This is a genomic window from Ostreibacterium oceani, assembly GCF_009362845.1.
GTDB lineage: Bacteria > Pseudomonadota > Gammaproteobacteria > Cardiobacteriales > Ostreibacteriaceae > Ostreibacterium > Ostreibacterium oceani.
Genome location: NZ_WHNW01000012.1, coordinates 1 through 24,806, shown reverse-complemented (window position 1 = coordinate 24,806; position 24,806 = coordinate 1). Strand labels below are relative to the sequence as shown.

Annotated in this window: 19 protein-coding genes, 2 tRNA genes and 1 pseudogene; 17 read left to right on the top strand and 5 right to left on the bottom strand. The window is 47.7% G+C overall.

What is annotated here, in order from left to right:
* Positions 1-67: 67 nt before the first annotated feature.
* The gene (ilvD, locus tag GCU85_RS08855; RefSeq protein WP_152810820.1) at positions 68-1,747 is read right to left on the bottom strand and encodes a dihydroxy-acid dehydratase; all 1,680 of its coding nucleotides are present in this window, start codon (positions 1,745-1,747) and stop codon (positions 68-70) included.
* 166 nt (positions 1,748-1,913) lie between these two features.
* On the opposite strand from ilvD, the gene GCU85_RS08850 reads away from it, so the two are divergent.
* Positions 1,914-2,000, top strand: a tRNA-Leu gene (locus tag GCU85_RS08850).
* Between the two features lie 92 nt (positions 2,001-2,092).
* Here the strand turns inward: GCU85_RS08850 and rpiA are convergent.
* On the bottom strand, positions 2,093-2,746 hold the full coding sequence (gene rpiA / locus GCU85_RS08845) for a ribose-5-phosphate isomerase RpiA (RefSeq protein WP_152810819.1): 654 nt from the start codon (positions 2,744-2,746) through the stop codon (positions 2,093-2,095).
* 18 nt (positions 2,747-2,764) lie between these two features.
* On the opposite strand from rpiA, the gene ilvA reads away from it, so the two are divergent.
* The 13 genes from ilvA (at position 2,765) to tmk (ending at position 17,681) form a co-directional block, all read left to right on the top strand.
* On the top strand, positions 2,765-4,288 hold the full coding sequence (gene ilvA, locus GCU85_RS08840; RefSeq protein ID WP_152810852.1) for a threonine ammonia-lyase, biosynthetic: 1,524 nt from the start codon (positions 2,765-2,767) through the stop codon (positions 4,286-4,288).
* Positions 4,289-4,333: 45 nt separating this feature from the next.
* The gene (locus GCU85_RS08835; RefSeq protein WP_152810818.1) at positions 4,334-5,161 is read left to right on the top strand and encodes a ferritin-like domain-containing protein; all 828 of its coding nucleotides are present in this window, start codon (positions 4,334-4,336) and stop codon (positions 5,159-5,161) included.
* 13 nt (positions 5,162-5,174) lie between these two features.
* Positions 5,175-5,954 (top strand): MOSC domain-containing protein, encoded by a 780-nt coding sequence (locus tag GCU85_RS08830; RefSeq protein WP_218110636.1) that lies wholly within the window; start codon positions 5,175-5,177, stop codon positions 5,952-5,954.
* Positions 5,955-6,194: 240 nt separating this feature from the next.
* Positions 6,195-9,356: a bifunctional proline dehydrogenase/L-glutamate gamma-semialdehyde dehydrogenase PutA gene (gene putA, locus GCU85_RS08825; RefSeq protein ID WP_152810816.1), complete on the top strand. Its 3,162-nt coding sequence runs from the start codon at positions 6,195-6,197 to the stop codon at positions 9,354-9,356.
* A gap of 195 nt (positions 9,357-9,551) precedes the next feature.
* A complete protein-coding gene (gene msrB / locus GCU85_RS08820) occupies positions 9,552-9,998 on the top strand; it encodes a peptide-methionine (R)-S-oxide reductase MsrB (protein WP_152810815.1) in 447 nt (148 codons plus the stop codon).
* Positions 9,999-10,075: 77 nt separating this feature from the next.
* Entirely contained in the window at positions 10,076-11,050 is a 975-nt protein-coding gene (locus GCU85_RS08815; RefSeq protein ID WP_152810814.1) for an MBL fold metallo-hydrolase, read from the top strand.
* A 660-nt stretch (positions 11,051-11,710) separates the two neighbouring features.
* Positions 11,711-11,786, top strand: a tRNA-Thr gene (locus tag GCU85_RS08810).
* Between the two features lie 275 nt (positions 11,787-12,061).
* Positions 12,062-12,298: an acyl carrier protein gene (gene acpP / locus GCU85_RS08805; protein ID WP_152810813.1), complete on the top strand. Its 237-nt coding sequence runs from the start codon at positions 12,062-12,064 to the stop codon at positions 12,296-12,298.
* Positions 12,299-12,416: 118 nt separating this feature from the next.
* Positions 12,417-13,661, top strand: a complete 1,245-nt coding sequence (fabF, locus tag GCU85_RS08800) for a beta-ketoacyl-ACP synthase II (protein ID WP_407944983.1) — start codon at positions 12,417-12,419, stop codon at positions 13,659-13,661.
* Between the two features lie 15 nt (positions 13,662-13,676).
* On the top strand, positions 13,677-15,026 hold the full coding sequence (locus GCU85_RS08795; RefSeq protein ID WP_152810811.1) for an aminodeoxychorismate synthase component I: 1,350 nt from the start codon (positions 13,677-13,679) through the stop codon (positions 15,024-15,026).
* The gene (gene pabC / locus GCU85_RS08790) at positions 15,026-15,904 is read left to right on the top strand and encodes an aminodeoxychorismate lyase (protein WP_152810810.1); all 879 of its coding nucleotides are present in this window, start codon (positions 15,026-15,028) and stop codon (positions 15,902-15,904) included. The genes GCU85_RS08795 and pabC overlap by 1 nt, the downstream gene beginning before the upstream one ends.
* Complete coding sequence (mltG, locus tag GCU85_RS08785; protein WP_152810809.1) at positions 15,889-16,959, top strand: endolytic transglycosylase MltG; 1,071 nt, start codon at positions 15,889-15,891, stop codon at positions 16,957-16,959. The genes pabC and mltG overlap by 16 nt, the downstream gene beginning before the upstream one ends.
* Positions 16,960-17,009: 50 nt before the next feature.
* Positions 17,010-17,681 carry a dTMP kinase gene (tmk, locus tag GCU85_RS08780; RefSeq protein ID WP_218110635.1) on the top strand — a complete coding sequence of 224 codons (672 nt, stop codon included), beginning with the start codon at positions 17,010-17,012 and terminating at the stop codon, positions 17,679-17,681.
* Between the two features lie 91 nt (positions 17,682-17,772).
* On the opposite strand, the gene GCU85_RS08775 is transcribed toward tmk, so the two are convergent.
* Both GCU85_RS08775 and GCU85_RS08770 read right to left on the bottom strand, forming a co-directional pair.
* Positions 17,773-19,764: a M48 family metallopeptidase gene (locus GCU85_RS08775; protein ID WP_152810808.1), complete on the bottom strand. Its 1,992-nt coding sequence runs from the start codon at positions 19,762-19,764 to the stop codon at positions 17,773-17,775.
* Between the two features lie 75 nt (positions 19,765-19,839).
* Positions 19,840-20,442, bottom strand: a complete 603-nt coding sequence (locus tag GCU85_RS08770; protein WP_152810807.1) for a LemA family protein — start codon at positions 20,440-20,442, stop codon at positions 19,840-19,842.
* 408 nt (positions 20,443-20,850) lie between these two features.
* On the opposite strand from GCU85_RS08770, the gene GCU85_RS08765 reads away from it, so the two are divergent.
* From GCU85_RS08765 to GCU85_RS08755, 3 genes are read left to right on the top strand one after another with little or no spacing between them, the layout of a single operon-like run.
* Positions 20,851-21,915, top strand: coding sequence for a DNA polymerase III subunit delta' (locus GCU85_RS08765; protein ID WP_152810806.1), 1,065 nt, complete (start codon positions 20,851-20,853; stop codon positions 21,913-21,915).
* On the top strand, positions 21,902-22,321 hold the full coding sequence (locus GCU85_RS08760) for a PilZ domain-containing protein (protein WP_152810805.1): 420 nt from the start codon (positions 21,902-21,904) through the stop codon (positions 22,319-22,321). The genes GCU85_RS08765 and GCU85_RS08760 overlap by 14 nt, the downstream gene beginning before the upstream one ends.
* 26 nt (positions 22,322-22,347) lie before the next feature.
* The gene (locus tag GCU85_RS08755; RefSeq protein WP_218110634.1) at positions 22,348-23,163 is read left to right on the top strand and encodes a TatD family hydrolase; all 816 of its coding nucleotides are present in this window, start codon (positions 22,348-22,350) and stop codon (positions 23,161-23,163) included.
* A 308-nt stretch (positions 23,164-23,471) separates the two neighbouring features.
* On the opposite strand, the pseudogene GCU85_RS08750 reads toward GCU85_RS08755, so the two are convergent.
* Positions 23,472-24,665 (bottom strand): annotated as a pseudogene (locus tag GCU85_RS08750) (alanine/glycine:cation symporter family protein); the annotation flags it as partial.
* Between the last annotated feature and the right edge of the window lie 141 nt (positions 24,666-24,806).

The window sequence follows — 24,806 nt, the reverse complement described above, 5'->3', positions numbered from 1 at the left end:
ATAATTGGAATAATCGGGATTATCTCAACACAGCGGCAGTGATTGTGACGTGTATTATGGGTGCATATTATTCGTCAGTGACACAGCCAAAAGACGCACTAGATACATTTTTAATGAATTTGTGCAAGGTGCCGCGTGTGGCCTCATACGGGGGTGGGGTGAATGCGGCGCTTCGTGCGGCAAGCGTCTCAGGCGATAGCTTGACATCTAGGCGATTGGTCTCTGCATCAATGGTAATAATGTCACCGTCCTCTATTAATGCGATAGGGCCGCCTACCTGTGCTTCTGGCGCGACATGTCCGATGATAAAGCCATGCGAGCCACCCGAAAAACGCCCGTCCGTAATCAAGGCAACATCATTGCCAAGCCCCGCGCCCATAATAACAGACGTTGGTGTCAGCATTTCTGGCATGCCAGGGCCGCCTTTGGGGCCTTCGTAGCGAATAACAATCACGTCGCCTTTTTGGATTTTGCCTTGCTCGACTGCTGCCAGCATGGCTTCTTCGCGGTCAAATACACGGGCAGGGCCTTCAAAAAACAGGCCTTCTTTACCTGTGATTTTGGCAACAGAGCCTTCGGGCGCTAACGAGCCTTTGAGGATTTGCAAATGCCCTGTCGATTTAATCGCTTTTTCAAGCGGGTAGATGATTTGTTGCCCCTCGCTAAGTCCAGGCAGATTGGCAACGTTCTCAGCCAATGTTTTACCCGTAACGGTCAGGCAATCACCGTGCATCAGTCCTTTTTCTAATAAATATTTTATGACGGCTGGCGTGCCACCGACCTCGTGTAAATCCTCCATCACATATTGCCCAGAGGGTTTTAAGTCAGCGATAAACGGCACGCGGTCGGATATGGTTTGAAAGTCGTCTAATGTGAGTGGCACATTGACTGCACGCGCCATCGCTAATAAGTGCAAGACTGCGTTAGTTGAGCCACCGAGTGCGGTAACGATGACCATAGCATTTTCAAAAGCTTTTCGGGTCATAATGTCGCTGGGCTTGATGTCTTTTTCGAGTAGCTGGCGAATCGCCGCACCTGCGGCAAGGCATTCATGGCGTTTGTCAGGTGAGTTTGCAGGAATCGATGAAGAGTACGGTAACGACATACCTAGTGCTTCGATAGCCGATGCCATTGTGTTGGCAGTGTACATGCCGCCACACGCGCCAGCACCAGGACAAGCATGACGAACAATCATTTGGCGCTCGTCTTCGTCAATTTTTTTGGCGAGAAACTCACCGTAGCTTTGAAACGCGGAGACGATGTCGAGTTTTTTGCCGCACGCATGGCCTGCGGCAATCGTGCCACCATAAACCATAATGCTAGGGCGGTTGACGCGTGCCATCGCAATGATAACCCCTGGCATGTTCTTGTCACATCCAGGGAGAGAAATATTACCATCGTACCACTGCGCACTCATTACGGTTTCAATCGAGTCAGCGATAATTTCGCGAGACTGCAACGAATAGCTCATGCCATCTGTGCCCATTGAAATACCATCTGAAACCCCAATGGTGTTAAATCGCATGCCAATCATACCGGCGCCGTTGACACCTTCTTTGACGGCTTCTGCCAAGTCTAGCAAGTGCATATTACAGGGATTTCCTTCGTACCAAACACTGGCGATTCCAATTTGCGCCTTGTTCATGTCGCTTTCGGTCATGCCAGTTGCGTATAGCATCGCTTGTGAAGCACCTTGGGATTTAGGTTGTGTGATACGACTGCTGATTTGATTGATTGGTTTGCTCATGCGATCCTCGAAATAGGGTTATGATGTTTGCTTGGTATTTTACTGCTGGGTAAAATTTTATCATAAAACTTGTGAGTTCGTGTTAACAAGGGTAAAATAGCGAACGCAAAACGTACTGAGTAAAGTAATACAGCGAAAATACAGGGAATACAGATCGTTTTAATTAGCCTCTGTGGCGGAATTGGTAGACGCGCCGGATTCAAAATCCGGTTCTGGCAACAGAGTGAGAGTTCGATTCTCTCCGGAGGCACCACTTGATAACGTAGCTATGCAGGTTTCAAGCCTGCTGGGTCAAAAAATATTGCAAATTTTGACGTGACTACTTGGCATGACTACTTGGTGTGACTACTGAACACGGACGGGCTCGTCACCGACAATCACGACATCGGCTTTGCGGTGTGCGAATAACCCAACAGTCACGACACCTGGGATTTCGTTTAATGCGGTTTCTAGGGCTTGCGGCTCGGCGATTTGCAAATGATGAATATCGAGAATTTCATTGCCGTTATCGGTGATGAAATTTTCTCGCCAGACGGGTTTGCCGCCCATTTGTTGGATTTTACGCGCGACGAGGCTGCGCGCCATTGGGATGACTTCGATAGGCAGCGGGAATTTGCCAAGCACATCGACGACTTTTTGCCTATCAACGATACAGACAAAGGTATTGGCGGCTTCGGCGATGATTTTTTCGCGCGTGAGTGCACCCCCGCCACCCTTGATAAGGTGTTTGAAGGTGTTAACTTCATCAGCGCCGTCTACGTACAAACTAATCTCCCCCGCATAATTAAGCGACACAATGGGAATACCGATTTCGCGGAGTTTTTCGCTGGTTGCTTCGCTAGAAGAAACCGCACCAGGAATATCGTGGGCGAGTGCGGCGAGTTCTTGAATGAAGTAATTCACTGTCGAGCCTGTGCCGATGCCGATTATTTCATCGGGGCGCACCCATTCGATTGCCTTTTTTGCGGCATTTTGTTTTAGAATATCTGTTGAATCCATGATAACCTCTAACGTATGATGAAAGACCTATTAAATAACATTCTAACAGCACCCGTCTATGATGTCGCTAAAAAAACGCCGCTTGAGCTGTTGCCACAATTGTCAGCAAAGCTGAATCATCAAGTATATGCCAAGCGTGAAGATTTACAGCCTGTTTTTTCATTTAAATGCCGTGGTGCATACAATAAACTGGCGAAACTAGTCGATGCGGTGCCTGATTTGGCAGGCGTGATTACGGCATCTGCTGGCAATCATGCGCAGGGGCTTGCGTTGGCGGCAAGTAAGCTCGGTATTCGCGCAACGATTGTGATGCCCAATATTACGCCAGCGATTAAAATTAATGCGGTTAAGCGCTTTGGTCAATCGTGGGTAACCGTCGTGATTCACGGGGATAACTTTGACGAAGCCGCCGAGCATGCCAAGCAACTGCAGCACGAACAATCATTGGTGTTTGTACATCCGTTTGATGATATGGATGTCATCGCAGGGCAGGGCACGGTTGGCAAAGAGATTGTCGAACAATTACGCCACATTGATGCGGTGTTTATCCCCATCGGTGGCGGCGGACTTGCCGCTGGTGTTGGCGCGTATATCAAAACCGTTAAACCCAGTATTAAAATTATTGGTGTTGAGCATGTCGAGTCCGCATCAATGCAGGCTGCTATTTCGCAACAAGCATTAGTGACTTTGCCGCATGTCGGGGTGTTTGCTGATGGTATTGCGGTTAAGCGCGTGGGTGAAAATAACTTCGCCATTGCGCGCCAAGTAATTGACGAAATGGTGACGGTGACAACCGACCAGATTTGTGCCGCTATTAATGATATTTTTGATGAAACACGCACCATTGTTGAGCCGTCAGGGGCGGCGTCGGTTGCGGGGCTAAAAAAGTGGTGTCAAGCGCAGCCAGTCCGTGGACAAGCAAGTAACCCCTTGAATCTCGTTACCATTGTCAGTGGTGCAAATATGAACTTTGATCGCTTGCGCCATGTCACCGAACGCACGGCGATTGGCGCACAGACCGAGTGTTTATTGGGTGTGACGATTCCAGAACGCCCTGGCGCATTTAGACAATTGTGCGAAATCATTAACGGCCGAGCGATTACCGAATTTAATTATCGCTATGCGGCGACGGACTCGGCGAGTATTTTTATTGGGATTGCAATCGGTCAAGGTAGCGCGGAAATTGCCGAAATTATTGCCATGCTGGGCGAGGCGGGTTACGAGGTTAGTGACTTTTCAGATAACGATATTGCTAAATTACACATGCGGTATATGATTGGCGGCAAGTGCGCGGATAAAAGCGAGCTGCTGTATCGGTTTGAATTTCCAGAGCGTCCAGGCGCTTTGCTGAATTTTTTGCAGCACATCGGTGGGCATAATATTACGTTGTTTCATTATCGCAACCATGGGTCTGATTATGGGCGGGTATTGATTGGTATTGAAAGCCCTGATGAGGTGTCTAGGCTCAATGCGATGCTCGATAAAATTGGTTATTATTATGTGGATGAAACGGATAATCCCGCGTATACGATGTTTTTGTAATGGCCGTTTTTGCAATGGACGGCTTTGACAGGGCAGGTGATTAATATGTTTGATTTAAATCATGTTTATCAGGCGTTAATGACCAGTGATATTTTGGGCAAGCAGCGCCAAATCGAGGCGCTCTATCGTGCGGCTTGTGACCACGCATTAGTGATTGAGGGCAAGCCAGTCAAACCCATCCACAATCCACCGTTACCTGATGCGGTGACGGTCAAAGCGACATCGCACTTGTCAAGGCGAGGCGTTGGCAGTAAATCAGGACATCAGTCCATGCTTCATGCCATTGCGCATATTGAATATAATGCGATTAATCTTGGGCTAGATGCCGTTTATCGCTTTCGCCAAATGCCGATGGATTATTATGTTGACTGGTTGCGCGTGGCAAAAGAAGAAGCCGAGCACTTTCAATTAATCACCGCGCGTATGGCGGCGTTAGATTGTCAATACGGCGATTTTCCTGTGCATACGGGGCTATGGGCGATGTGTGTTGATACTGAGCATGATGTCATGGCAAGAATGGCGCTAGTACCACGCGTCATGGAAGCCAGAGGGTTGGATGTGACACCAAAAATCCAACACAAACTCGCCAGCATCGGCGATATGGAATCGGTTGAAATGCTCAATGTCATTTACCAAGACGAAATTGGGCATGTGGCGATTGGGTCGCGGTGGTTTAAGTATTGCTGTCAGCAACGTTGTTTAAGCCCGTATCGGACGTTTCGAACGCTATTGAAGTACTACCTTAAAAATGGCATGGATACGGCATTTAATCGACCAGCACGGCTGCAAGCAGGGTTTGACGATATGGAGTTGGCGTTGCTCGACGAAGCGTTTGGCAACGAATCAACGACTGAGACGAAGCGGATGCAATGAAAGGAGTAATAAAATGTTAACGATTTCAGGGTTATTTGTGTATCCAATAAAGTCTTGTCAAGGGGTCTCGTTAGACGATGTGATCGTCAGGCCTTACGGCTTAAACCATGACCGCAGTTTTATGATAGTGGATGAGCATGGGCAGTTTATTACGCAGCGTTCGCACCCCCAGTTGACGTCCATCGCGGTGCGTTTGATTGAAGGTGGCTTGTCTTTGCAACATCCAGCCTGCGGCGAGCAGGTGGTTTATACCGACCAATCAACGCAAACAATAGTCAGTGTCTGGCAGCGCCAGACAGCCGCCTACGACCAAGGGCAAGCAGTCGCTGAATATTTAAGTGACATTGTCGGGCAGCCAGTACGCTTGGTCTACATGTGCCCAAGTCTTGCGTATAGCAAGGGGTATCAAGTGCTATTTCAAGACGCGCAGCCCATTCATTTGGTCAGCGAGTCATCATTGGCGCATGCGCAGCAACAGATTGCTGGGGCGGCGATAGATTATCGGCGTTTTCGTCCGAATATTGTGGTCTCTGGCGCGGTTGATGCGTTTGCCGAAGATGATTGGCAACGCATCACAACGTGCGGAGTCTCGATGCATGTACAGATGCCTTGCGAACGCTGTAATGTCCCTGCGATTAATCCAGACAGTGGCGAACACGAGGAAGCCGTGCTGGATTATTTGCGGCGCTATCGGTTGCCTGAGGGCAGACGGGTGAGTATTTTTGGCGTAACAACACGGGTAACAAAGCTAGGGCGGTTACGTGTCGGGGATGTGATGAATGTCAGGTTGTGAATGCAGTGGCACGAAAGTAATGGTGGCGCTTAATAAACCAGCCAGCTAAAATGCCGTATGTATGCGTGTCGAGGGTGATAACTCGCTGTTTATTTCAGTGGTTGACGAAAGCAGGTATTGCCTTTACCATAGACGATGTTTGGACTGATTGTCGGTCTAAAGTAACACCAAAAAACATAACAACAAATAAACGGTCAAATGACCGCTTCTTATTCACTCATTTTATTGCTTAGGTGGCTTATGATTACCCCCAAAATGCTTGCCAATTTTACCGATGCCGACACCTTGTTGTCAGCATTGAGCCAGAATTATATCGTGGACGAAAATACCTACATGGATTCCTTGTTAGCAACGATAAATCAGGATGACAAGCACCTAGATACCTTGAAATCTGATGTTGAAGGCCTGATTACAACGGTTCGAAAAACAGCAGGGCGTGGCAGTGGTATTGATAATTTCTTACAAGAATATAGCCTAGATACTGAAGAGGGCATCACGCTGATGTGTTTGGCAGAGGCGTTATTGCGCATTCCTGATAGCGAAACGGCCGATGCGCTAATTGAGGATAAACTGTCCAGTGCCGAGTGGGACAAGCACCTAAGTAAAAGCGATTCATTATTTGTCAATGCATCGACTTGGGGGTTGATGCTATCGGGCAAAGTCACCCGTTGGGGTAAGAAAAACGAAGAAAACCCAGGGACGGCGCTAGGGCGATTAATTGATCGTCTAGGCGAGCCCGTTATCCGCACCGCGATGAACCAAGCGATGAAAATCATGGGTAAGCAGTTCGTTTTGGGGCGCACGATCAAAGAAGCCCTCAACGAAGCGGACGACGATAGAAAACTGGGCTACACGCATTCCTTTGATATGTTGGGCGAAGCTGCGATTACGGCAGCCGATGCAACGCGTTACTACCAAAGCTATTATGATGCGATTAGTGCATTGGGAGCGCATCATTATAAAGGCGATGCCGCGCGTCCCAATATCTCCATTAAATTATCGGCGCTACACCCTCGCTACGAAGAGTCGCAGCGTGAGCGGGTATTGTCAGAGCTTTATGAGACCGTGGTTGCACTGGTTGCTCACGCGAGACATAACAACGTACAAGTCACGATTGATGCAGAAGAAATGGACAGACTAGAGCTGTCGTTACATTTATTTAAAAAAGTCCTATGCGCCGAGGTTTGCCAAGACTGGAATGGGTTTGGTTTGGTCGTGCAAGCATACGCCAGTCGCGCGCTGCCTGTGTTGCATTGGATTCATTTGCTTGCCAAGGCGCAGAAAAAGACCATTCCTGTGCGCCTGGTCAAGGGCGCTTATTGGGATAGCGAAATCAAACTCGCCCAGCAAATGGGGCTGACAGGCTATCCTGTGTTCACTCGCAAGGCGAACACGGATGTGTCATATCTGGCGTGTGCTAATTATTTGTTGGCTACCGCGCACGAGACGATTTACCCACAATTTGCCACCCATAACGCACAAACCGTGTTGAGTATTTTGTCGTTTGCCAAGGCGCATCACAACCATCGCTTTGAATTTCAGCGGCTACATGGCATGGGGGAAGAACTGTATAACGAAGTCCTGACTAGACACCCTGAATTGAATTGTCGGATTTATGCACCCGTTGGTGCACACAAAGACTTGCTGCCTTATTTGGTTCGCAGGCTGCTAGAAAACGGAGCGAATACGTCATTTGTGCACAAGCTAATCGATCCGAAAACGCCAGTATCACAGCTGGCGGTGCACCCCGTTCGCGAAGTCAGACAATATGCCAGTTTTTATAATACGGCGATTGCGAAACCAACAGAGATTTTTGCCAATCGACAAAACTCTGCTGGGCTTAATTTGCATATCGCCTGTCAACGCGAACCGTTCATTGGCGCTGTGCGCTCGCATTATGCAAAAACCTATGATGGCGCATCGATTGTCGATGGGAAAACCGTCGCAGTACAGGCGCCATTGGCAGTCAATAGCCCGTATAACCTTCAGCAGGCTGTTGGTACGGTGAGTTTTGCGGATGATGCGCTATTAAATACGGCCATTGCCAGCGCCAAACAAAGTTGGCAAAAATGGTCCAAGCGCCCGACCAGCGAACGGGCGGCGGTGCTTGATCGCATTGCAGACTTATTTGAGACAAACCAACACGAATTAATTGCGCTGTGTACGCGAGAAGCAGGAAAAACACTGCAAGATGGCATTGATGAAGTGCGAGAGGCGGTTGATTTTTGTCGATATTATGCCAACGAAGCACTGAAAAACTGGCCAGCACCCACCGTATTACCAGGCCCTACGGGTGAAACTAACGAACTGCATATGACGGGGCGCGGGGTTTTCTTTTGTGTTAGCCCTTGGAATTTCCCGTTGGCTATTTTTACAGGGCAAGTCGTGGCGGCATTGGTAACAGGCAATGCGGTACTGGCAAAGCCAGCTGAGCCGACTAATTTAATCGCTTATCGCGCGGTACAATTGATGCACGAAGCGGGCGTGCCGACCAATGTATTGCACCTGATTTGTGGCAAAGGCTCGGTCATTGGGCAGCAAGCAATGGAAGATGTGCGGGTTGATGGCGTGTGTTTCACGGGTTCGACAGCAACGGCGCGGCGCATTAATCAAACGCTGGCAAATCGCGAAGGGCCGATTGTGCCGTTGATTGCCGAAACGGGCGGGCAAAACGCGATGATTGTTGACTCCACTTCATTGCCTGAGCAAGTCGTCAAAGATGTGATTGAGTCCGCATTCACCTCGGCGGGGCAGCGTTGCTCGGCGTTGCGTGTGCTGTATTTGCAAGAAGAAATTGCCGATAGAACCTTAGCATTGCTCCAAGGTGCGATGGCCGAATTACGCTTAGGCAATCCAGAACACTATCAAACCGATGTTGGTAGTGTGATTGAAAACCGTGCGCAAGTTGGTTTGCAAGCCCACCTCGATGAAATGGGCAAAACCCACACCCTGCGTTACCAAACGCCGTTGTCAGATGACTGCCCAACGGACAGCTACTTTATCCAACCCACTGTCATTGAGATTGATGGGATTGCTGCACTAGAAAAAGAACAATTCGGACCGATTTTGCATGTGATCCGCTTTAAACGTCAGCGCTTAGAGGACGTGATTGCAGAAATTAACAGCACGGGCTATGGACTGACCTTTGGTATTCATTCTCGCAACGAGACATTTTACGAGGCGGTTGCTCGTAAAATCGATGCAGGAAATATTTATATTAACCGCAATCAGATTGGCGCGATTGTTGGTGTCAATCCATTTGGTGGACACGGATTGTCAGGCACAGGGCCAAAGGCGGGCGGCCCGCATTATTTGATGCGCTTTATTAATGAAAAAACCATTAGTAATAACATCACCGCCATCGGTGGCAATGCAACGCTGTTGGCTATGGGTGAACAATAGATGATAAATAGATAAGCAATAGATAAGCAATAGATGAGCAGCAATGCCCGTAATAATGCCCGTAGCAATGCCCGTAGCAATGCCCGTAGTAATGCCCGTAGTAATGCCCGTAGTAATGCCCGTAGTAATGCCCGTAGTAATGCCCGTAGTAATGCCAGTAATAGGTAATTAACATCAAATTTAGGCAGGCAAAATATGTTGAACTGGAATCGCGTGAATGAATTAGTAAAGCAGGGCAATTTGGCACCCGCCCAGCGCGTCGAAAAAAGTGACGTTCAGTGGCGAGAAATGCTGACAGAAGCGCAGTATTACATTACACGGCAACACGGTACCGAGCCGCCATTTAGTAGCGACGCCTGTGGCCTGCATCACCCAGGGTTATACGCCTGTGTATGCTGTGGTGCAATGCTATTCGATGCACGCTTAAAGTTTGACTCAGGCACGGGTTGGCCGAGTTTTTCCCAGCCAATACAGGAAAACGCGATTAAATATATCGCCGATACGCGGCACGGTATGCAACGCATCGAAGTGCAATGCAATGTCTGTGATGCGCATCTGGGGCACGTATTCCCTGATGGGCCGCCGCCTAGCGGATTGCGTTACTGTATTAATGCAGAAGCGATGGTGCGAATCGAAGATTGACAACGTGTGACGAGCGCACCAACACGATGAACGCACCAATACGATGAACGAATAAATAAAATGGATGACGGTATAATATGAAAATGGTATGGCAGCGGTTAGGGTATGTTGGGGGTTCGTTTTTAGCGATGCTAGTTATGCTGATTATGCTGGTGTCGCCTGTCAGGGCAGACGACTCGCAAAGCCAAACTTGCCAGCAGGCAAACGTTGCGCTGCAAGTATTAGGCTCTGGCGGGCCTGAGATTGATGACGGGCGGGCTTCTACTGCTTACTTGTTGTGGGTGGGTGGTAAAGCCAAAGTGATGATTGATATGGGTGGAGGAAGCGCTTGGCGTTTTGAGCAAAGCGGTGCTAACTTGGCCGACTTGGATGCGGTGCTATTTACCCATTTTCATGTGGATCATTCTGCAGATTTCCCTGTGTTTGTAAAGGCAGGATTTTTTACTGAAAGGACCCAGAATTTGCCAATTTATGGACCAGACAATCAAGGCAAAGGCGATTTATTGGTTAATTCGACAGTGTTTGTCGATAGATTATTTGATAAAGAACGTGGTGTGTATCCTTATTTGTCGGGGTATTTTGACGCGAATCGTCAGACACCATTTAATTATATTGCCCATGATGTGCCTGTCAGTGGTGATGCGCTGTATACAGCCAAACCAGCGCCGGGTCTCGACATATCGGGCATTCCTGTTAATCATGGGTTTTTGCCTGCGATGGCGTGGCGTATTGATGTGGCTGGCAAATCAGTCACCATCAGCGGTGATATGAACGGTGAGCGCCAGACGCTCGAAAGACTCGCAAAGGGAACTGATTTATTAGTCGCGCATGCAGCGATTCACGAGCACACACAAGGTGCAGGGGCGTTTTTGCATATGAAGCCGACGACGATTGGGCGTATTGCAAAACAAGCCAACGCCAAAAAAGTGGTCTTGTCACACTTCATGAACCGCAGTCAGAATCGAATGGAAGCAATGACGGCTGGCATCCGCGCGCATTACCAAGGCGCGCTTGCGTTTGCAACGGATCTGTCGTGTTGGGTGATTGATTGACGTCAATCAGCGTCAATTAGCGTCAATCAACGGTTAACCCTGCCATGCGCAGCAGTTAGCTAGCCCGTGAAATGTAGTAACGTCATGTAAATGTAGCGAATTCATAAGACTTAGTCTGTCAGTAAATATTAATGAATGGTAATTTATCGCCGCCTTTTATTGCGTATAATTAATAGATTGTACGAATGAAATGGAGAAATTGCATGCGGTTTTTTATATCTAAAAGCGTGGTTGTTTTTGCTGGCAGTTGTTCTGCTCGTGATGATGTTCGCGGCGATGGCAGCAATGGTCATGGCAAGAGCGACTGCGGCTGCGCGAAGACACGGTAGAAGCGCCTAAATGCACCTAAGCGGTTATTCGCCTACATTTGCTAGGGCTTCTTTCTTATACCAAAGGGGCGGTGCAAGGTAATTGAAAGGTAATTGAAAGACAATTGAAAGACAATTACAGGGCAGCCTATGGGGCGGTTAGTTTTTAAGCCACTAACCGCCCTTTTTGTCTATGGATTATCATCAATTATCTAGGGTATTAGCCCTGTGCAAGCCATATGTAAGCCATGTATCAACCATGTAGCGGCAATAATTAGTCGCAATCAGGTGAAAAATAAGATAACAGTGCTTTACAAAAGAAAACTAGATTTATATAATACGCACTTCGTGAGCCGGCGTAGCTCAGTTGGTAGAGCAACTGACTTGTAATCAGTAGGTCGTAAGTTCGATTCTTATCGCCGGCTCCATTTAATTCCCCCCGCCAGTTTTTTCTTATTTCCTTTTCTATCCTTTTATCATCGCTATAAAAACGTATTGTTGGAATACTTGCCGTCAGTTGTTACTTGCTACTTACTTGCTACATGATATTTTGGACAGATTAAGCATGCCGAATACTTGTTAGCGGTAGCCAATCTGTTTAGATACAAAAATAGATACGAAATAGATGCGAAAAAATCGTGGCACAATTGGCAAAGTTTTATTACAATAGGATGAATTTTAAACCAACAGAGGAAACACCAACATGAGCAGCATTGAAGAACGGGTTAAAAAAGTTATTGCAGAGCGTCTTAGTGTCGAGGAAAGCGCGATTAAAAATGAATCACACTTTATTGATGATTTGGGCGCAGATTCTTTGGATTTGGTTGAGTTAGTGATGGACTTAGAGACTGAGTTCGATATCACTATCGAAGATGACCAAGCGGAAAAAATCACAACCGTTCAGTCTGCGATTGATCAAATCGATGCAAATGCCGCTTAATGCGGTAACTGGCTAGCATTTCGGTTGCGTATTGTTTTATAGTCAGTTAACAGTTTAATGAATCAAAAAGCAGACTAGTTGACTAGTCTGCTTTTTGATTTATATCGGCGGTGGTATTATCATGAAAAAACGTGTTGTCATTACAGGATTAGGTGCAGTCACGCCCTTGGCAAATTCCGTGCCAGCTACTTGGTCAGGTTTGCTTAATGGACAAAGCGGCATTGCAACCATTGCAAGTTACGACCCTAGCGATTTGTCCGTCCAATTTTGCGGCGAAGTCAAAAACTTTGACGCAACGGGTATCATCGACGCCAAAGAAATTCGTAAAATGGATTTATTCATTCAGTATGCATTGGTTGCAGCGCATGAGGCCGTGCAGGATAGTGGCTATATCGTGAATGACGAAAATAGCGAACGCGCTGGCGTCATTATTGGTGCTGGCATTGGCGGCTTGCCAGGGATTGTCGAAGGCTATCAAACCTTCGTTGACAAAGGGGCAAGACGAGTATCGCCATTTTACGTACCACGTAGTATCATCAATATGGCCGCTGGGCATGTCTCGATGGCGTATGGCATCAAAGGTCCGAGTTTATCCACCGTAACAGCCTGTACGTCAGGGACGCATAGTATTGGCCAAGCGTTTCGTATGATTCAGTACGGCGAAGTCGATATGATGCTGGCTGGTGGTGCAGAAATGTCATCCTGTGCCATGGGTATTGCCGGGTTTGCCGCTGCGCGGGCGCTATCAACAAGAAACGATAATCCAGCGGCGGCCAGTCGTCCGTGGGACAAAGACCGTGACGGTTTTGTATTGTCCGATGCCGCAGGCATTATTATGCTAGAGGAGTTAGAGACAGCCAAAGCACGAGGCGCTAATATTTATGCCGAACTGGTTGGGTTTGGAATGAGTAGCGATGCCTACCATATCACGACGCCGCCTGAGAATGGCGACGGTGCACGGCGTGCAATGGCGAATGCCGTCAAAGATGCCAGTATTGATGTCCAGTCAGTAGATTACATTAATGCACATGGGACATCAACGCCACTAGGTGACCGCGCCGAATTTTTGGCAGTCAAGCAACTATTCAACGGAGAGACTAGCCAATTAAAAATGAGCTCAACCAAATCAATGACAGGCCATGCCTTGGGCGCAGCGGGTGCGATTGAGGCAATTTTTACGACTTTAGCCGTTAATCACAATGTTGCGCCACCAACGATTAACCTAGATTCACCTGAGCCAGATTTTGATATTGACTTGGTCGCGAATACGGCAAAAGACAGTCAGATAAATTATGCACTGTCGAATTCGTTTGGTTTTGGTGGAACCAATGGCTCTTTGCTGATTAAAAAATTCTCAGATTAGTGGATTGATTAAATCATGGCATATCAGCAGTTAGCGGGCGAAGTTGATGTGTGTCAACTGCACCAGCGATGGCCAGATAAATTTCCTTATTTGCTTGAATCTGTTGCTAAAAACGACAAAACAGGGCGTTACAGCCTGCTGTTTTATCGCCCCAGCGAAACCCATGCATTAACGCATCCTAGCGAGGCGGATTTCTTAGCCGGCTTTAATGAAAATTGGTTGGCGCATCAAGCGCAAGCAGATGCCAGTATCCCAGCGCATATTCCTTTTCGCGGTGGCTGGTTTGTTTTTTTTGCCTATGAGCTTGCCGAGCAGATTGAACCCAGCTTATCGCTCACGCCACCGCCTTATCCTGTGGCTTTTGCGGCACGCTGCCCTGCGGCAATTGTCGTTGACCATGTCGCGAAACTGACTTACTTGGTCGTTGATGGTGGTGACGCTAATGCCGCACTGCAAACAATGGCTGACTGTGTTGACTGTGTTCGCCTGACAGCAGCAAAGGTGGCAGCAGCGGCAGAAGCCATCGCAGCGAATCCGTTGCCGCTGATTAACCTCCAAGAGGATGAGCCAAGTCGTTTTTTATCAGGGGTTGAAAAATCAAGAAACTACATCATCGAAGGCGATGTTTTTCAGGTTAATTTATCCAGAGCGTGGCAGTTTGCGATGCCACAAACCGCGACCGACCAACTTTATACTCAGCTTCGACAGAATAATCCCGCACCGTTTGCGGCGAGTTGTCATTTGCCGGGTGTTTCTATTGTATCGTCTTCGCCAGAGCGGTTGGTTTCGGTAACCAATGGACGCGCTGAAACACGCCCCATCGCTGGCACACGCCCCAGAGGCGACAGTGAAGTGACAGATAAAGCCTTTTCAACGGAGCTGCTAGGACATTTTAAAGAACGCGCCGAGCATATTATGCTAATCGACTTAGAGCGCAATGATTTGGGCCGCATTTGTCAAGCAGGTACCGTCACCGTGGATGAATTAATGGTGATTGAATCCTATGCACACGTGCATCATATTGTGTCGAATGTCGTGGGGCAATTACGTGATGATATAACGCCTGCAGACGTGATTCGTGCTGTGTTTCCTGGTGGTACAATAACGGGCTGCCCCAAAGTCCGATGTATGGAAATTATCCACGAATTAGAACAAACCTACCGCGGTGTTTATACGGGCTCTGTTGGTTATGTTAATCACAACGGCGATATGGATACCAATATTTTGATTCGCTCGTTTGCGTGCCATAATGATGGGGTTTTGTTTCGTGCAGGCGCGGGCGTTGTTTATGACTCTGTTGCCGAATCAGAATTGGCGGAAACACGAAACAAGGCCAAAGGCTTACTCAAAGCATTGGAGCGATAATGTCTGCTATTCAGCCTTCTAAATCTCAGCCGCTTAAAGCCCAGTCGCTTAAAGCGCCGCCGTTTAAAGTTATCCAAACGTACACCCACAATGATAGCTTGGTGCAATATGGCGATGGTATTTTTGAAACGATGCTGGTGATTGACGGGCGCGTACACCAGCGCGATTATCATTGGCGGCGGTTGTCTAGCGGCTGTCAACGTCTCGGGATGCCATTGTTAACGAAAGCCGACTTTGAAGCGATTATCCAGCAAGCATTGACGGACATCCCCTGTTCAGATTCTCGTTATGTGGTGATTAAATTGATATTGTCTAGAGGCGAAGGCATGCGGGGTTATCAAAGCATTGACTCACAGCCGTGCTATTTCAGCTACTCGGTGTCTCCGTATGCGTATAATAGCGCCCTGTACCAAGGGCTTAATGTGCGTATTTGTCAGATGAAATTGGCGCAGCAGCCTGTATTGGCAGGCATGAAGCACTGCAATCGCCTAGAGTATGTGCTAGCTAGGCGCGAGCCAGCGGATAAAGATTATCACGAAGGGCTTTTGTTTGATACGACAGGGCTGCTAATCGAAGGGCTTATCAGTAATGTGTTTTTAGTCGCAGACCGCCGCTTGTTAACACCAGATTTAACCCAAGCGGGTGTTGCAGGGACGATGCGCGCCCACTTATTGGATAAATGCCAAGAAAAAAACATCGATGTCGCGGTGATGCCGATTGATTATCAGATGCTGGCGCGAGCCGATGCCGTTTTTGTAACCAATGCCGTGATGGGTGTGCAACCCGTCCGACACATTCAATCCATCGATAAAGTGTTTTCAGTCGATGCAGTCCATCCGTTTAAACAAATGGTTGATCACCCATGCGCCGATTTTTGATTCGTTTTTTGCTGCTGTTAATTTTTGTTGCGTTGGCAGCAGGCGTTTGGCTTTATACCGATTATCATCGTTTTATACGAGCTAGCGCGGTCGATGATGCGGCGGCGCAAACTTTTAGTATCCAGTCAGGAGACAGCGTTGCCACCGTTGTTAGGCGGTTGCAAGGCCAAGGCGTGTTAGGTCAAGGGAGTAACGGCCAAGCCTTGGCTAATTTTCAAAATAAACGCTATGCGGCGTACATCAAGTTTTGGGCCCAGCAACAAGGGCAAGCGCACCAGCTAAAGGTCGGTCAGTACCAATTAATCGCGGGGATGACGCCGCCTGAACTGCTAGATTTGTTTGTCAGCGGTAAGACGATTGTTTATCGCGTGCAGTTTATCGAGGGTTGGACATTTGCTGATGCACTAGCCGCTATTCGTTCGCACCCAAAAGTTGAACAAACGCTAACGTTTGTGCCTGCCAAAGACATGCCTGAGATTTTAGGTAGCGAAATATCGCATTATGAAGGCTTGCTGTTTCCAGATACTTTTCAGTTTGCGGAGCAAGCCAAAGATATTGATATTTTAAAACAAAGTCATGATTTGATGAAAAAAAATCTTGAGACCGCTTGGCAGGCACGGCACCCCGATATTGTGCTTAAAACGCCCTATGAATTGCTTATCTTGGCATCGATTATTGAAAAAGAAACGGCATTAGACAGTGAACGCCATGAAATCTCTGGCGTATTTCATCGCCGCATGGCCAAAGGGATGCGATTGCAGACCGATCCAACGGTGATTTATGGGCTAGGCGAGCAATATACTGGGCGTTTGACACGCAGTCAATTGCGCCTCGATACGCCCTATAATACCTATACGCGACATGGATTGCCACCGACACCGATTGCCTTGCCAGGGATGGCATCGTTGATTGCGGCAGGGCAGCCCGACGACGGCGAGAGTTTGTTTTTTGTCGCAGATGGCAAGGGTGGGCATACCTTTAGCAAGACGTACGAAGCCCATCGCGAGGCGGTGAAAGTCTATCGCCAGTTTCAGCAATCGCAGGAATCGCAGTAATCCTAATAACCACAGTAATCTCAGTAATCGCAATAACCAGTTGGAAATGAATGAATTCAATGAATGAACAAAAGCAGCAGCGACAGCCAGCACCGCATGAAAAAATAGCGCCAGGACAATTTATCACGTTTGATGGGATTGACGGCGCGGGTAAAAGCACACAGATTGAGTTACTGGCAAATGCATTGCGCCAGCAAGGAAAAACCGTGCATGTCACGCGTGAACCAGGTGGGACGGTAATTTCTGAGAAAATTCGTGAATTACTGCTGTCCACCGAGCAACAAATGACGACCATGACCGAGTTGTTACTGATGTTTGCGGCCCGTGCAGAGCATATTCAAACCGTGTTAAAGCCCAAAGTGGCGGCAGGTGATTGGGTGATTTGTTCGCGGTTTACGGATGCAACAATGGCCTACCAAGGCTATGCCAGAGGTGCTGATTTGGCCGTGATTACGCAGTTGGCGGCGTTAGTGCATGATGATTTTCAACCATCATTGAGTTTTTTGCTGGACTTGCCTGCAGAGGCCGCCGCGGTTCGTCGCCAGCATCGCGGTGAAGCGATAGACCGATTTGAGGCCGAAGCTCTGTCGTTTATGCAGCGTGTTCGTGACGGCTATCTAGCTATCGCCCATGCGCATCCTGAGCGCTGTGTGGTGGTTGATGCCACACAGTCGGTTGAGCAAATGGCAGCGGTGATTTCTCAGGCAGTCAGTCGCTTGTAACGTGCAAGCGACTAGATGATGCGCATGCCCAATACTTGGGGGCTAATACTTGGTGGGCCAATACTTGATGGTGGCTTAGTGTATTTAGGGCCTAGCGAATTTGATGTAAATCCAATTGCGTTAGTTTGTCCGCGCGATATTGCTGTACGGATAATGGCATGGGGCAACCGAGATACTCAGCAATTGCACGAAGCAGCTCGGCCTCGTGAGGATTTAATTGGTGATCGTCGAGTGCGACGGCTTCTAAACGACTGAGTAAGATTTTTTTGCGAGAGATGTCGAGTTGATCGAGGTTTTTTAATGCCTGATGGACGGCAGTGGCGTTGAATGCACCGCTGATTAATTGGCGTGGTTCGCTGCTAAAATGTTGCCATTGCTGGGTGAATACGACCGATTTCCTGTCTTTGGGTGGCTTGTTGTCGTCATAATCGCTGGCGTTGATTACCGTTGAAAGGAGTTGTTGGATGTCATCAGCGACCGCCGCAAATTGTTTTATCAAGCGGTGGTTTGGCTTTTGTGGGTCAATCGATTTAATAACTAAACAATAGAGCACGTATTCAAACAGCGTAACGTGCTTATCGTCCATAATCAATCGCTGCAATAGATGCCCAAATCGTTGTTGTTCGGTTTGATTGAGGCGGCGGATGCTTGGCATCGCCATTTCAACGATAGGTAAGCGCCACGTAACGGTATCAGCAGGCAAATGCGCGGCGAGCATTTTGCTATTAGATAGCGTTGCATCATCATAAGCGGCCACAATCGCCTTTTCACTGGTGTCGCTAAACTGCCCATTGTCGCTAAATAACAACGCGAGAATGACTTGGGTCGCATTGATGTCGTTACGCGGGCTGTGCGCGGCTTGTTTGAGTATTTCTGGCAATGCACCGATTAGGATGGCGGCTTGTTGAATGTCTTGGATGTTTGGGTTGCCTATGGTGTCGATAGCGCTATTTTTTGCCTTTTGGGGTGTTGTCTGTGCTGCCTGTGTTGCTTGATTTTCTGTGCCGATGTCGCGTGATTTTTCTAGCTTAAATAGCTTCCAATGGCGCATAATGGCATCAAGACGCTTGTCAATCGGCGGGTGGGATGCCATGCTGCCACCAAATGCCATGCGAATAGGCTCAGCAATGCACATATGGCTGGTTTCTTCAGCGTGCGCGCTGCGCAACAAAGCACCCTGTTGCTCGATTTTGATCAATGCGCCCGCAAGCCCTTGGTTATCACGGGCAAATTGCACGGCTGACGCATCGGCTAAAAATTCGCGTTGTCGAGAGATGGCGGCTTTGATTAATCGACCAAAAAACAAGCCGATACTGCCAACAACGGTCATTGCCGCGCCAATAGATAGTGTTACGGCAATGGCTTTTTCAGAATCACGACCGCGAATGCGAGTGGCAGAATCCAATATATAGTGGCCTGCTTGGCCAATTAAAAGAATACCGGCTAAAATCGCAATTAACTGCATGTTGGTTCTGACATCGCCATGAAAAATGTGGCTAAATTCATGGGCGACAACGCCTTGGAGTTCGTCACGGCTGAGCTGTGTGAGTGCGCCTTGGGTAATCACGAGTACGGTGTCTTGCTGGGTCGTTCCTGCGACAAACGCATTGATACCAGGCTCATGGTCAATGACATAGACATGGGGGACAAAAGTGCCTGATGCAATGGCCATTTCCTCGACCACGTTGATGAGCTGTTTTTCTAGCCGATCGTTGGTGTCGGGTAAAATAAAACGCGCGTTCATCAGGCGCGCAACGGCCAAACCACCATCGCTTAAACTAATCCAACGAAACAAGCTACCTACCGCGATAATGCCGATAATGCCTAGTGCGATACCAATGCCCCATGGCGTGATAAGCCATTGTCCAAAATGCAGTGTCTGATTGATGCTGTCCATGCTGCCGTCAATGCTACTGTCAATGGCCCGTATAGCGGCTTGTGTTTGTTGCTGAGAAAGGAGTAAATAAACTAACCATGCCACCGTGTTAAGTGTTAGCACAATCAGCGTTAACGCGATTAAAAAATAACCGACTAGCCATTTGGTTTTGCGTCTGGCTAGGGCTTGTTGTTCAAAAAAATCCATTAGTGCATGGCGATAGGTTAAAGCGATAGGTTAGGCAATAGGTTAAAGCGACAAATTAACGCCTTAAATGACAAGCTAAGGCGCCTTATTAAAAGAGACTTTAATGGCTTCGCGCATTTTTTCGTCAGGCAATTCGAGGTATTCAGCGGCTGAAAAGGAAAAATTATTGGCAATAAACAGATTGGGGAATTGCTCGCGGTATTCGTTGTAATGCATAACGGCATCGTTATAAGCTTGGCGCGCAAAGGCAATTTTATTCTCGGTGCTGCTGAGCGATTCCATTAGTTCTTGTATGGTTTGGTTGGCTTTTAAATCTGGGTAAGATTCTGATAGCATTAACAAGCGACCGAGCGCAGAATCGAGTTTGGCTTCTGCTTGGTTGAGATTTTTAATCGCGGCACCGTCTTCAGGGTGGGCGGCAGCGGCTTGGGTTGCGTTTAGTGCGCCGTTTCGCGCCTGGATGACGTTCTCTAGAGTTTCTTTTTCGTGTTGCAGGTAGGCTTTGGTGGTTTCAATCAGGTTAGGAATTAAATCGTAGCGGCGATTGAGCTGCACATCGATTTGTGCAAAGCCGTTTTTAAATCGATTCCGTAATGAAACGAGTTTGTTGTAGATGGTGACTAAAAAAATACCGATACCGACTAATAATATCAGTGCAATCCAAAAACCATAATCCATGCTTGTCTCCTCGTTTAAAGTATCTTTTTGAAATAAATTGTTTATTTGTTATCGGTAGTCAATTGGTAGTTGATTGACGCTCAACTAGCAATTAACTAATTGTCAACTAAGTAGTCAACTAGTAGGCAACTAAACCAGTCAATACTTTAGCGCAATTTACGCACTGAAACAAACTTTACAAGGTGTTTTCCGCTAAGTGTAGATAAAACGGTGAAGGGATGCACGTGGATATGTGCGTGGATATATGCGCATGAGACTTATCAGTCTGGGTGCTTAACTTATGCTAAAATAGCAGGTAATTAAGCGATGAAATGAACCGATGAAATGAACCGATGAAATGAACCGATGAAATGAACCGATGAAATGAACCGATGAAATGAACCGATGAAATGAACCAAGCGATAAAACATGCTAACGCACCCCATTAAACAACCCATTGAATACGCCATGCAACTATCCGCGCAATATCCTTGGCATCAGACATTGCTGATGCAGTTACGTGAGATGATAGCGACTGACCGCCTGCCGCAGGCGTTGTTTTTTCGATCGCGTTCAGATTATTTCGACGACACCTTATTGTGGCAAATGGCACAGTTGATATTGTGCGATGAGAGACGATTATGCGGTCAGTGTCAGCATTGTCATCTCAATGCCGCTAAAACGCATCCAAATGTATTGCACTTAGCGGCTCGAGATACCGCCAATATTGATTCCGTTCGTCAAATGGGGCAAAGGATTTGGCGCAGTCCGACATTCGATAAACCACAAATTGTGCTAATTGATGGTGTTGATTGTTTGAGCGTGGCGGCACAAAATGCGCTACTAAAAAATGTCGAAGAACCGCCCGCTAAAACGGTGTTTATTTTAACGGCTGAGCAACCTGCGCGTGTGCTGAATACCATGATGAGCCGTGTGCAGCGATTTAAACACCCTTCGGTTGATACGCACGTGATTTTACATTGGTTACAGGCGCAATTGACGCAATTGACGCAATCGGCGGCACCAGATTCAGCTGAGGCAAGAGTCGGTGATGCAAAAACAGAAGCCGAAATTGGTGCGGTTGCAGCGCTAGTCGATTATTCGCCCAGGGCCGCTTTTGCGCTATTTTCAGACCCAGAAAAAGTGTCAAAAATTAAACAAGACAAATATCGATTCGCCCAGTTTATGCAAGGACGTTGTGATGTCGATTCACTCATTAGCGACATCCCCAAAGCGGATTTAGGCGAGTACTTAGTGCGCTATCGGCGCTATATTGACGCAACAATTATGCTGTTGTTTCAAAAAAGCGCGGAACAAACTGACAAATCGGGAAAAAATTCGTTACAATATCAACATTGGCATGGATTGACCGCACGCCGATTGTACCGCTTGCGAGATGTCGTTGAGACGGTAACGCGCTTGCAATCGACCAACGTGAATCTTATGATGCAACTTAAAACCTATTTAATGGATTGGCAACATGACAGACAATAAATCAACAACAACAGACAGCAGTCAAACAGCGGGCGCCGAAAAAAGCAAGGGGGCAGGTAACGATGCCTTAGCCAAGCGGGGTGTCTTAAAACTAAATTTTAAGGATGATAAAACGCTTTATGCCTGCTATATGCCGTTTGTCAAAGGCTGCGGCATCTTTGTGCCAACGGAAGATGACTATCAGCTAGGCGATGAAGTGTTTTTGCTCGCGACACTGCCTGCCGATAGTGGCAAATTTGCCGTATCCGCCAAAGTGATGTGGCTAAACCCTAAACAAAAATTAGGCAAACGCGTGCCAGGTATTGGCGTGCAGATTTTAGGCCGCGATGCCGAAAAGATGCGCGATAAAATCGAGGAAATTTTGGGTAAAAAAGTCAAATCGCCATTGCCAACCGCGACGATGTAGTTGGTGATGCCATACATGTCATACACTTGGAAAAACGGGTCGGTGTCTTACGTACAGGTGCGCGTGTGATTGATTCGCATTGCCATCTAAACATGGTCGTTGAGCACGACAAAACACCGCTGACACTAGAGACGGTCTTGGCTAATACCACCAATAACGGCGTTGAAAAGATGCTTTGTGTATCGGTGAGCACAGTCGATTGGCCGGCGATGAAGCAATTGTGTGAACCGCACGCAGACCGCGTTAAACTAAGCGCTGGGATTCACCCTGGCTATATTGACGACCAAGATTTTGTAACGCTCGAGACGCAATTGCAAGACGAGCAAGTCATTGCGATTGGCGAAAGTGGGCTAGATTTTTATTACGAACATAACCCCGATAAACAGCAAATCCAACGCGATAGCTTTGCCCGTCATATCGCGCTATCGCGGCGCTATCAAAAACCATTGATTGTGCATACCCGCGATGCAAGGACGGCAACGATAGATGTGCTACGCAGCGAGAACGCACAAGATGGCGGTGGCATCATGCATTGCTTTACCGAAGACTTATCAATGGCCGAAGCCGCGCTGGATTTGGGGTTTTATATTTCGTTTTCGGGGGTGATTACGTTTAAAAATGCCCAATCGATTCGCGATGTCTGTGCGTATGTTCCGCTTGACCGCATCCTGATTGAGACTGACGCACCGTATTTGGCGCCGATGCCCTACCGTGGCAAGGTTAACCAACCTGCCTATGTGCGCTATGTGGCCGAGTGCGTGGCTGAGGTTAAGGATTGTACTACCGATGAGGTTGCCCGCATTACCACCGATAATTTTTATCGACTATTCCCCACCGCGTAAACGATTCCCGCCGCGCAAACGATTTTCCGCCGTACAAACGATTTCCCATCGCAGAATTAGACCGCTGTAATCGCCTATTTTTTGGGCGCACGATCATTCACTATCATCGGCTATTATCCGCTATCATCGACTATCACCACTCGCTTAGCGATTAAGTTGCGCCGCTTGAAATACCGATGCCTTAACGTCCCTTGCTTTGTCTCTTGCGCCAGTCCTTGCATTAGTCCTGACTAGTCCTGACATTAGCACATTAAAAAAGCCGAGCAATGCCCGGCTTTTTTAATGGTTAGTTTAAATGACTTAATGCATTATTTAAACTTTTTGATTTCACCTGATTTTAGGCGTGCCTTGTAGCTATTTAGTTCGCGTTTAACGATAGGCATCAAGAAGTACAAACCAATGATGTTGACAATGGCCATCGCGAATATCGCCGCGTCTGAGAAATCAAGCACTGCGCCTAGACTGATGACTGCGCCGATGAACGTGAACACACAAAAAATGATTTTGAATGTCAATTCAGAGGCTTTGCTCTCGCCAAACATGTACGTCCACGCTTTAACGCCGTAGTAGCTCCATGAAATCATGGTAGAGAAAGCAAATAACAAGACCGCAATCATCATGGCAAATGGTGCCCAGCTAAATACAGAAGCGAATGCCGCTGATGTAATTGGCACGCCGCCTGTTGCGCCGCTTGCCATTTCAATTCGGCCGGCTTCATTAAGGACATACATGCCAGTGGCTGGGTCTGTCACCATTTGTTGCGTGATGATAATAACCAAAGCCGTCATGGTACATACAACAACCGTATCAATGAATGGCTCAAGTAATGCGACGTAGCCTTCGGTAACAGGCTCTTTGGTTTTTACCGCCGAGTGGGCAATCGCCGCCGAACCAACGCCTGCTTCGTTAGAGAACGCCGCACGTCTGAAACCTTGGATAATCGCACCGACAACACCGCCAACAATACCGGTGTCGGTAAAGGCGCCTTTAAAGATTTCGGCAAATACCCAACCAACGAGGTTGAAATTCATGAAAATGATAATTAGAGCAAGTAAAACGTAGCCAACCCCCATGAACGGGACGACTTTTTCGGTGACTTTCGCAATCGATTTAATCCCGCCGACAATGACCACAAACACAATAACGGCCAGCGCAAGACCTGTAATCCAAGCAGGAATGCCTAATTGCTCATTCACCATACTTGCGGCTTGGTTGGCTTGGAACATATTACCGCCACCGAGTGCGCCAAATACGCAGAAAATAGAAAACAAGATGGCTAAAAATCCACCTAGTGGTAATCCGCGTTCTTCAAACCCTTTTTTCAGGTAATACATCGGACCACCCGATACACGTCCATCAGCGTATTCGTTACGGTATTTAACACCCAAGGTACATTCGGTAAATTTCGATGCCATACCGAGTAGACCGGCTAAAATCATCCAGAATGTCGCGCCCGCACCCCCGATACTCACGGCTACGGCAACCCCTGCGATATTACCTAAACTGTAAGATTTCTTCGGGTTGTTTACAGTATTTTTTGAGAGAATACTGTAATGAACATGCACAAACGAATACGCTTAACACCGCTTGATCGCCAAGAGATTTGGCGTCTTTATCAAACCAGACAATGGCGAGTAACCGAT

Coding starts and splice junctions, on each gene's coding strand:
- msrB (WP_152810815.1), top strand. CDS start 9,552: ATGTTGAACTGGAATCGCGTGAATGAATTAGTAAAGCAGGGCAATTTG.
- GCU85_RS08830 (WP_218110636.1), top strand. CDS start 5,175: ATGTTAACGATTTCAGGGTTATTTGTGTATCCAATAAAGTCTTGTCAA.
- GCU85_RS08815 (WP_152810814.1), top strand. CDS start 10,076: ATGAAAATGGTATGGCAGCGGTTAGGGTATGTTGGGGGTTCGTTTTTA.
- pabC (WP_152810810.1), top strand. CDS start 15,026: ATGTCTGCTATTCAGCCTTCTAAATCTCAGCCGCTTAAAGCCCAGTCG.
- ilvD (WP_152810820.1), bottom strand. CDS start 1,747: ATGAGCAAACCAATCAATCAAATCAGCAGTCGTATCACACAACCTAAA.
- GCU85_RS08775 (WP_152810808.1), bottom strand. CDS start 19,764: ATGGATTTTTTTGAACAACAAGCCCTAGCCAGACGCAAAACCAAATGG.
- rpiA (WP_152810819.1), bottom strand. CDS start 2,746: ATGGATTCAACAGATATTCTAAAACAAAATGCCGCAAAAAAGGCAATC.
- tmk (WP_218110635.1), top strand. CDS start 17,010: ATGAATTCAATGAATGAACAAAAGCAGCAGCGACAGCCAGCACCGCAT.
- ilvA (WP_152810852.1), top strand. CDS start 2,765: ATGAAAGACCTATTAAATAACATTCTAACAGCACCCGTCTATGATGTC.
- GCU85_RS08835 (WP_152810818.1), top strand. CDS start 4,334: ATGTTTGATTTAAATCATGTTTATCAGGCGTTAATGACCAGTGATATT.
- GCU85_RS08770 (WP_152810807.1), bottom strand. CDS start 20,442: ATGGATTATGGTTTTTGGATTGCACTGATATTATTAGTCGGTATCGGT.
- GCU85_RS08795 (WP_152810811.1), top strand. CDS start 13,677: ATGGCATATCAGCAGTTAGCGGGCGAAGTTGATGTGTGTCAACTGCAC.
- putA (WP_152810816.1), top strand. CDS start 6,195: ATGATTACCCCCAAAATGCTTGCCAATTTTACCGATGCCGACACCTTG.
- GCU85_RS08760 (WP_152810805.1), top strand. CDS start 21,902: ATGACAGACAATAAATCAACAACAACAGACAGCAGTCAAACAGCGGGC.
- acpP (WP_152810813.1), top strand. CDS start 12,062: ATGAGCAGCATTGAAGAACGGGTTAAAAAAGTTATTGCAGAGCGTCTT.
- mltG (WP_152810809.1), top strand. CDS start 15,889: ATGCGCCGATTTTTGATTCGTTTTTTGCTGCTGTTAATTTTTGTTGCG.
- GCU85_RS08765 (WP_152810806.1), top strand. CDS start 20,851: ATGCTAACGCACCCCATTAAACAACCCATTGAATACGCCATGCAACTA.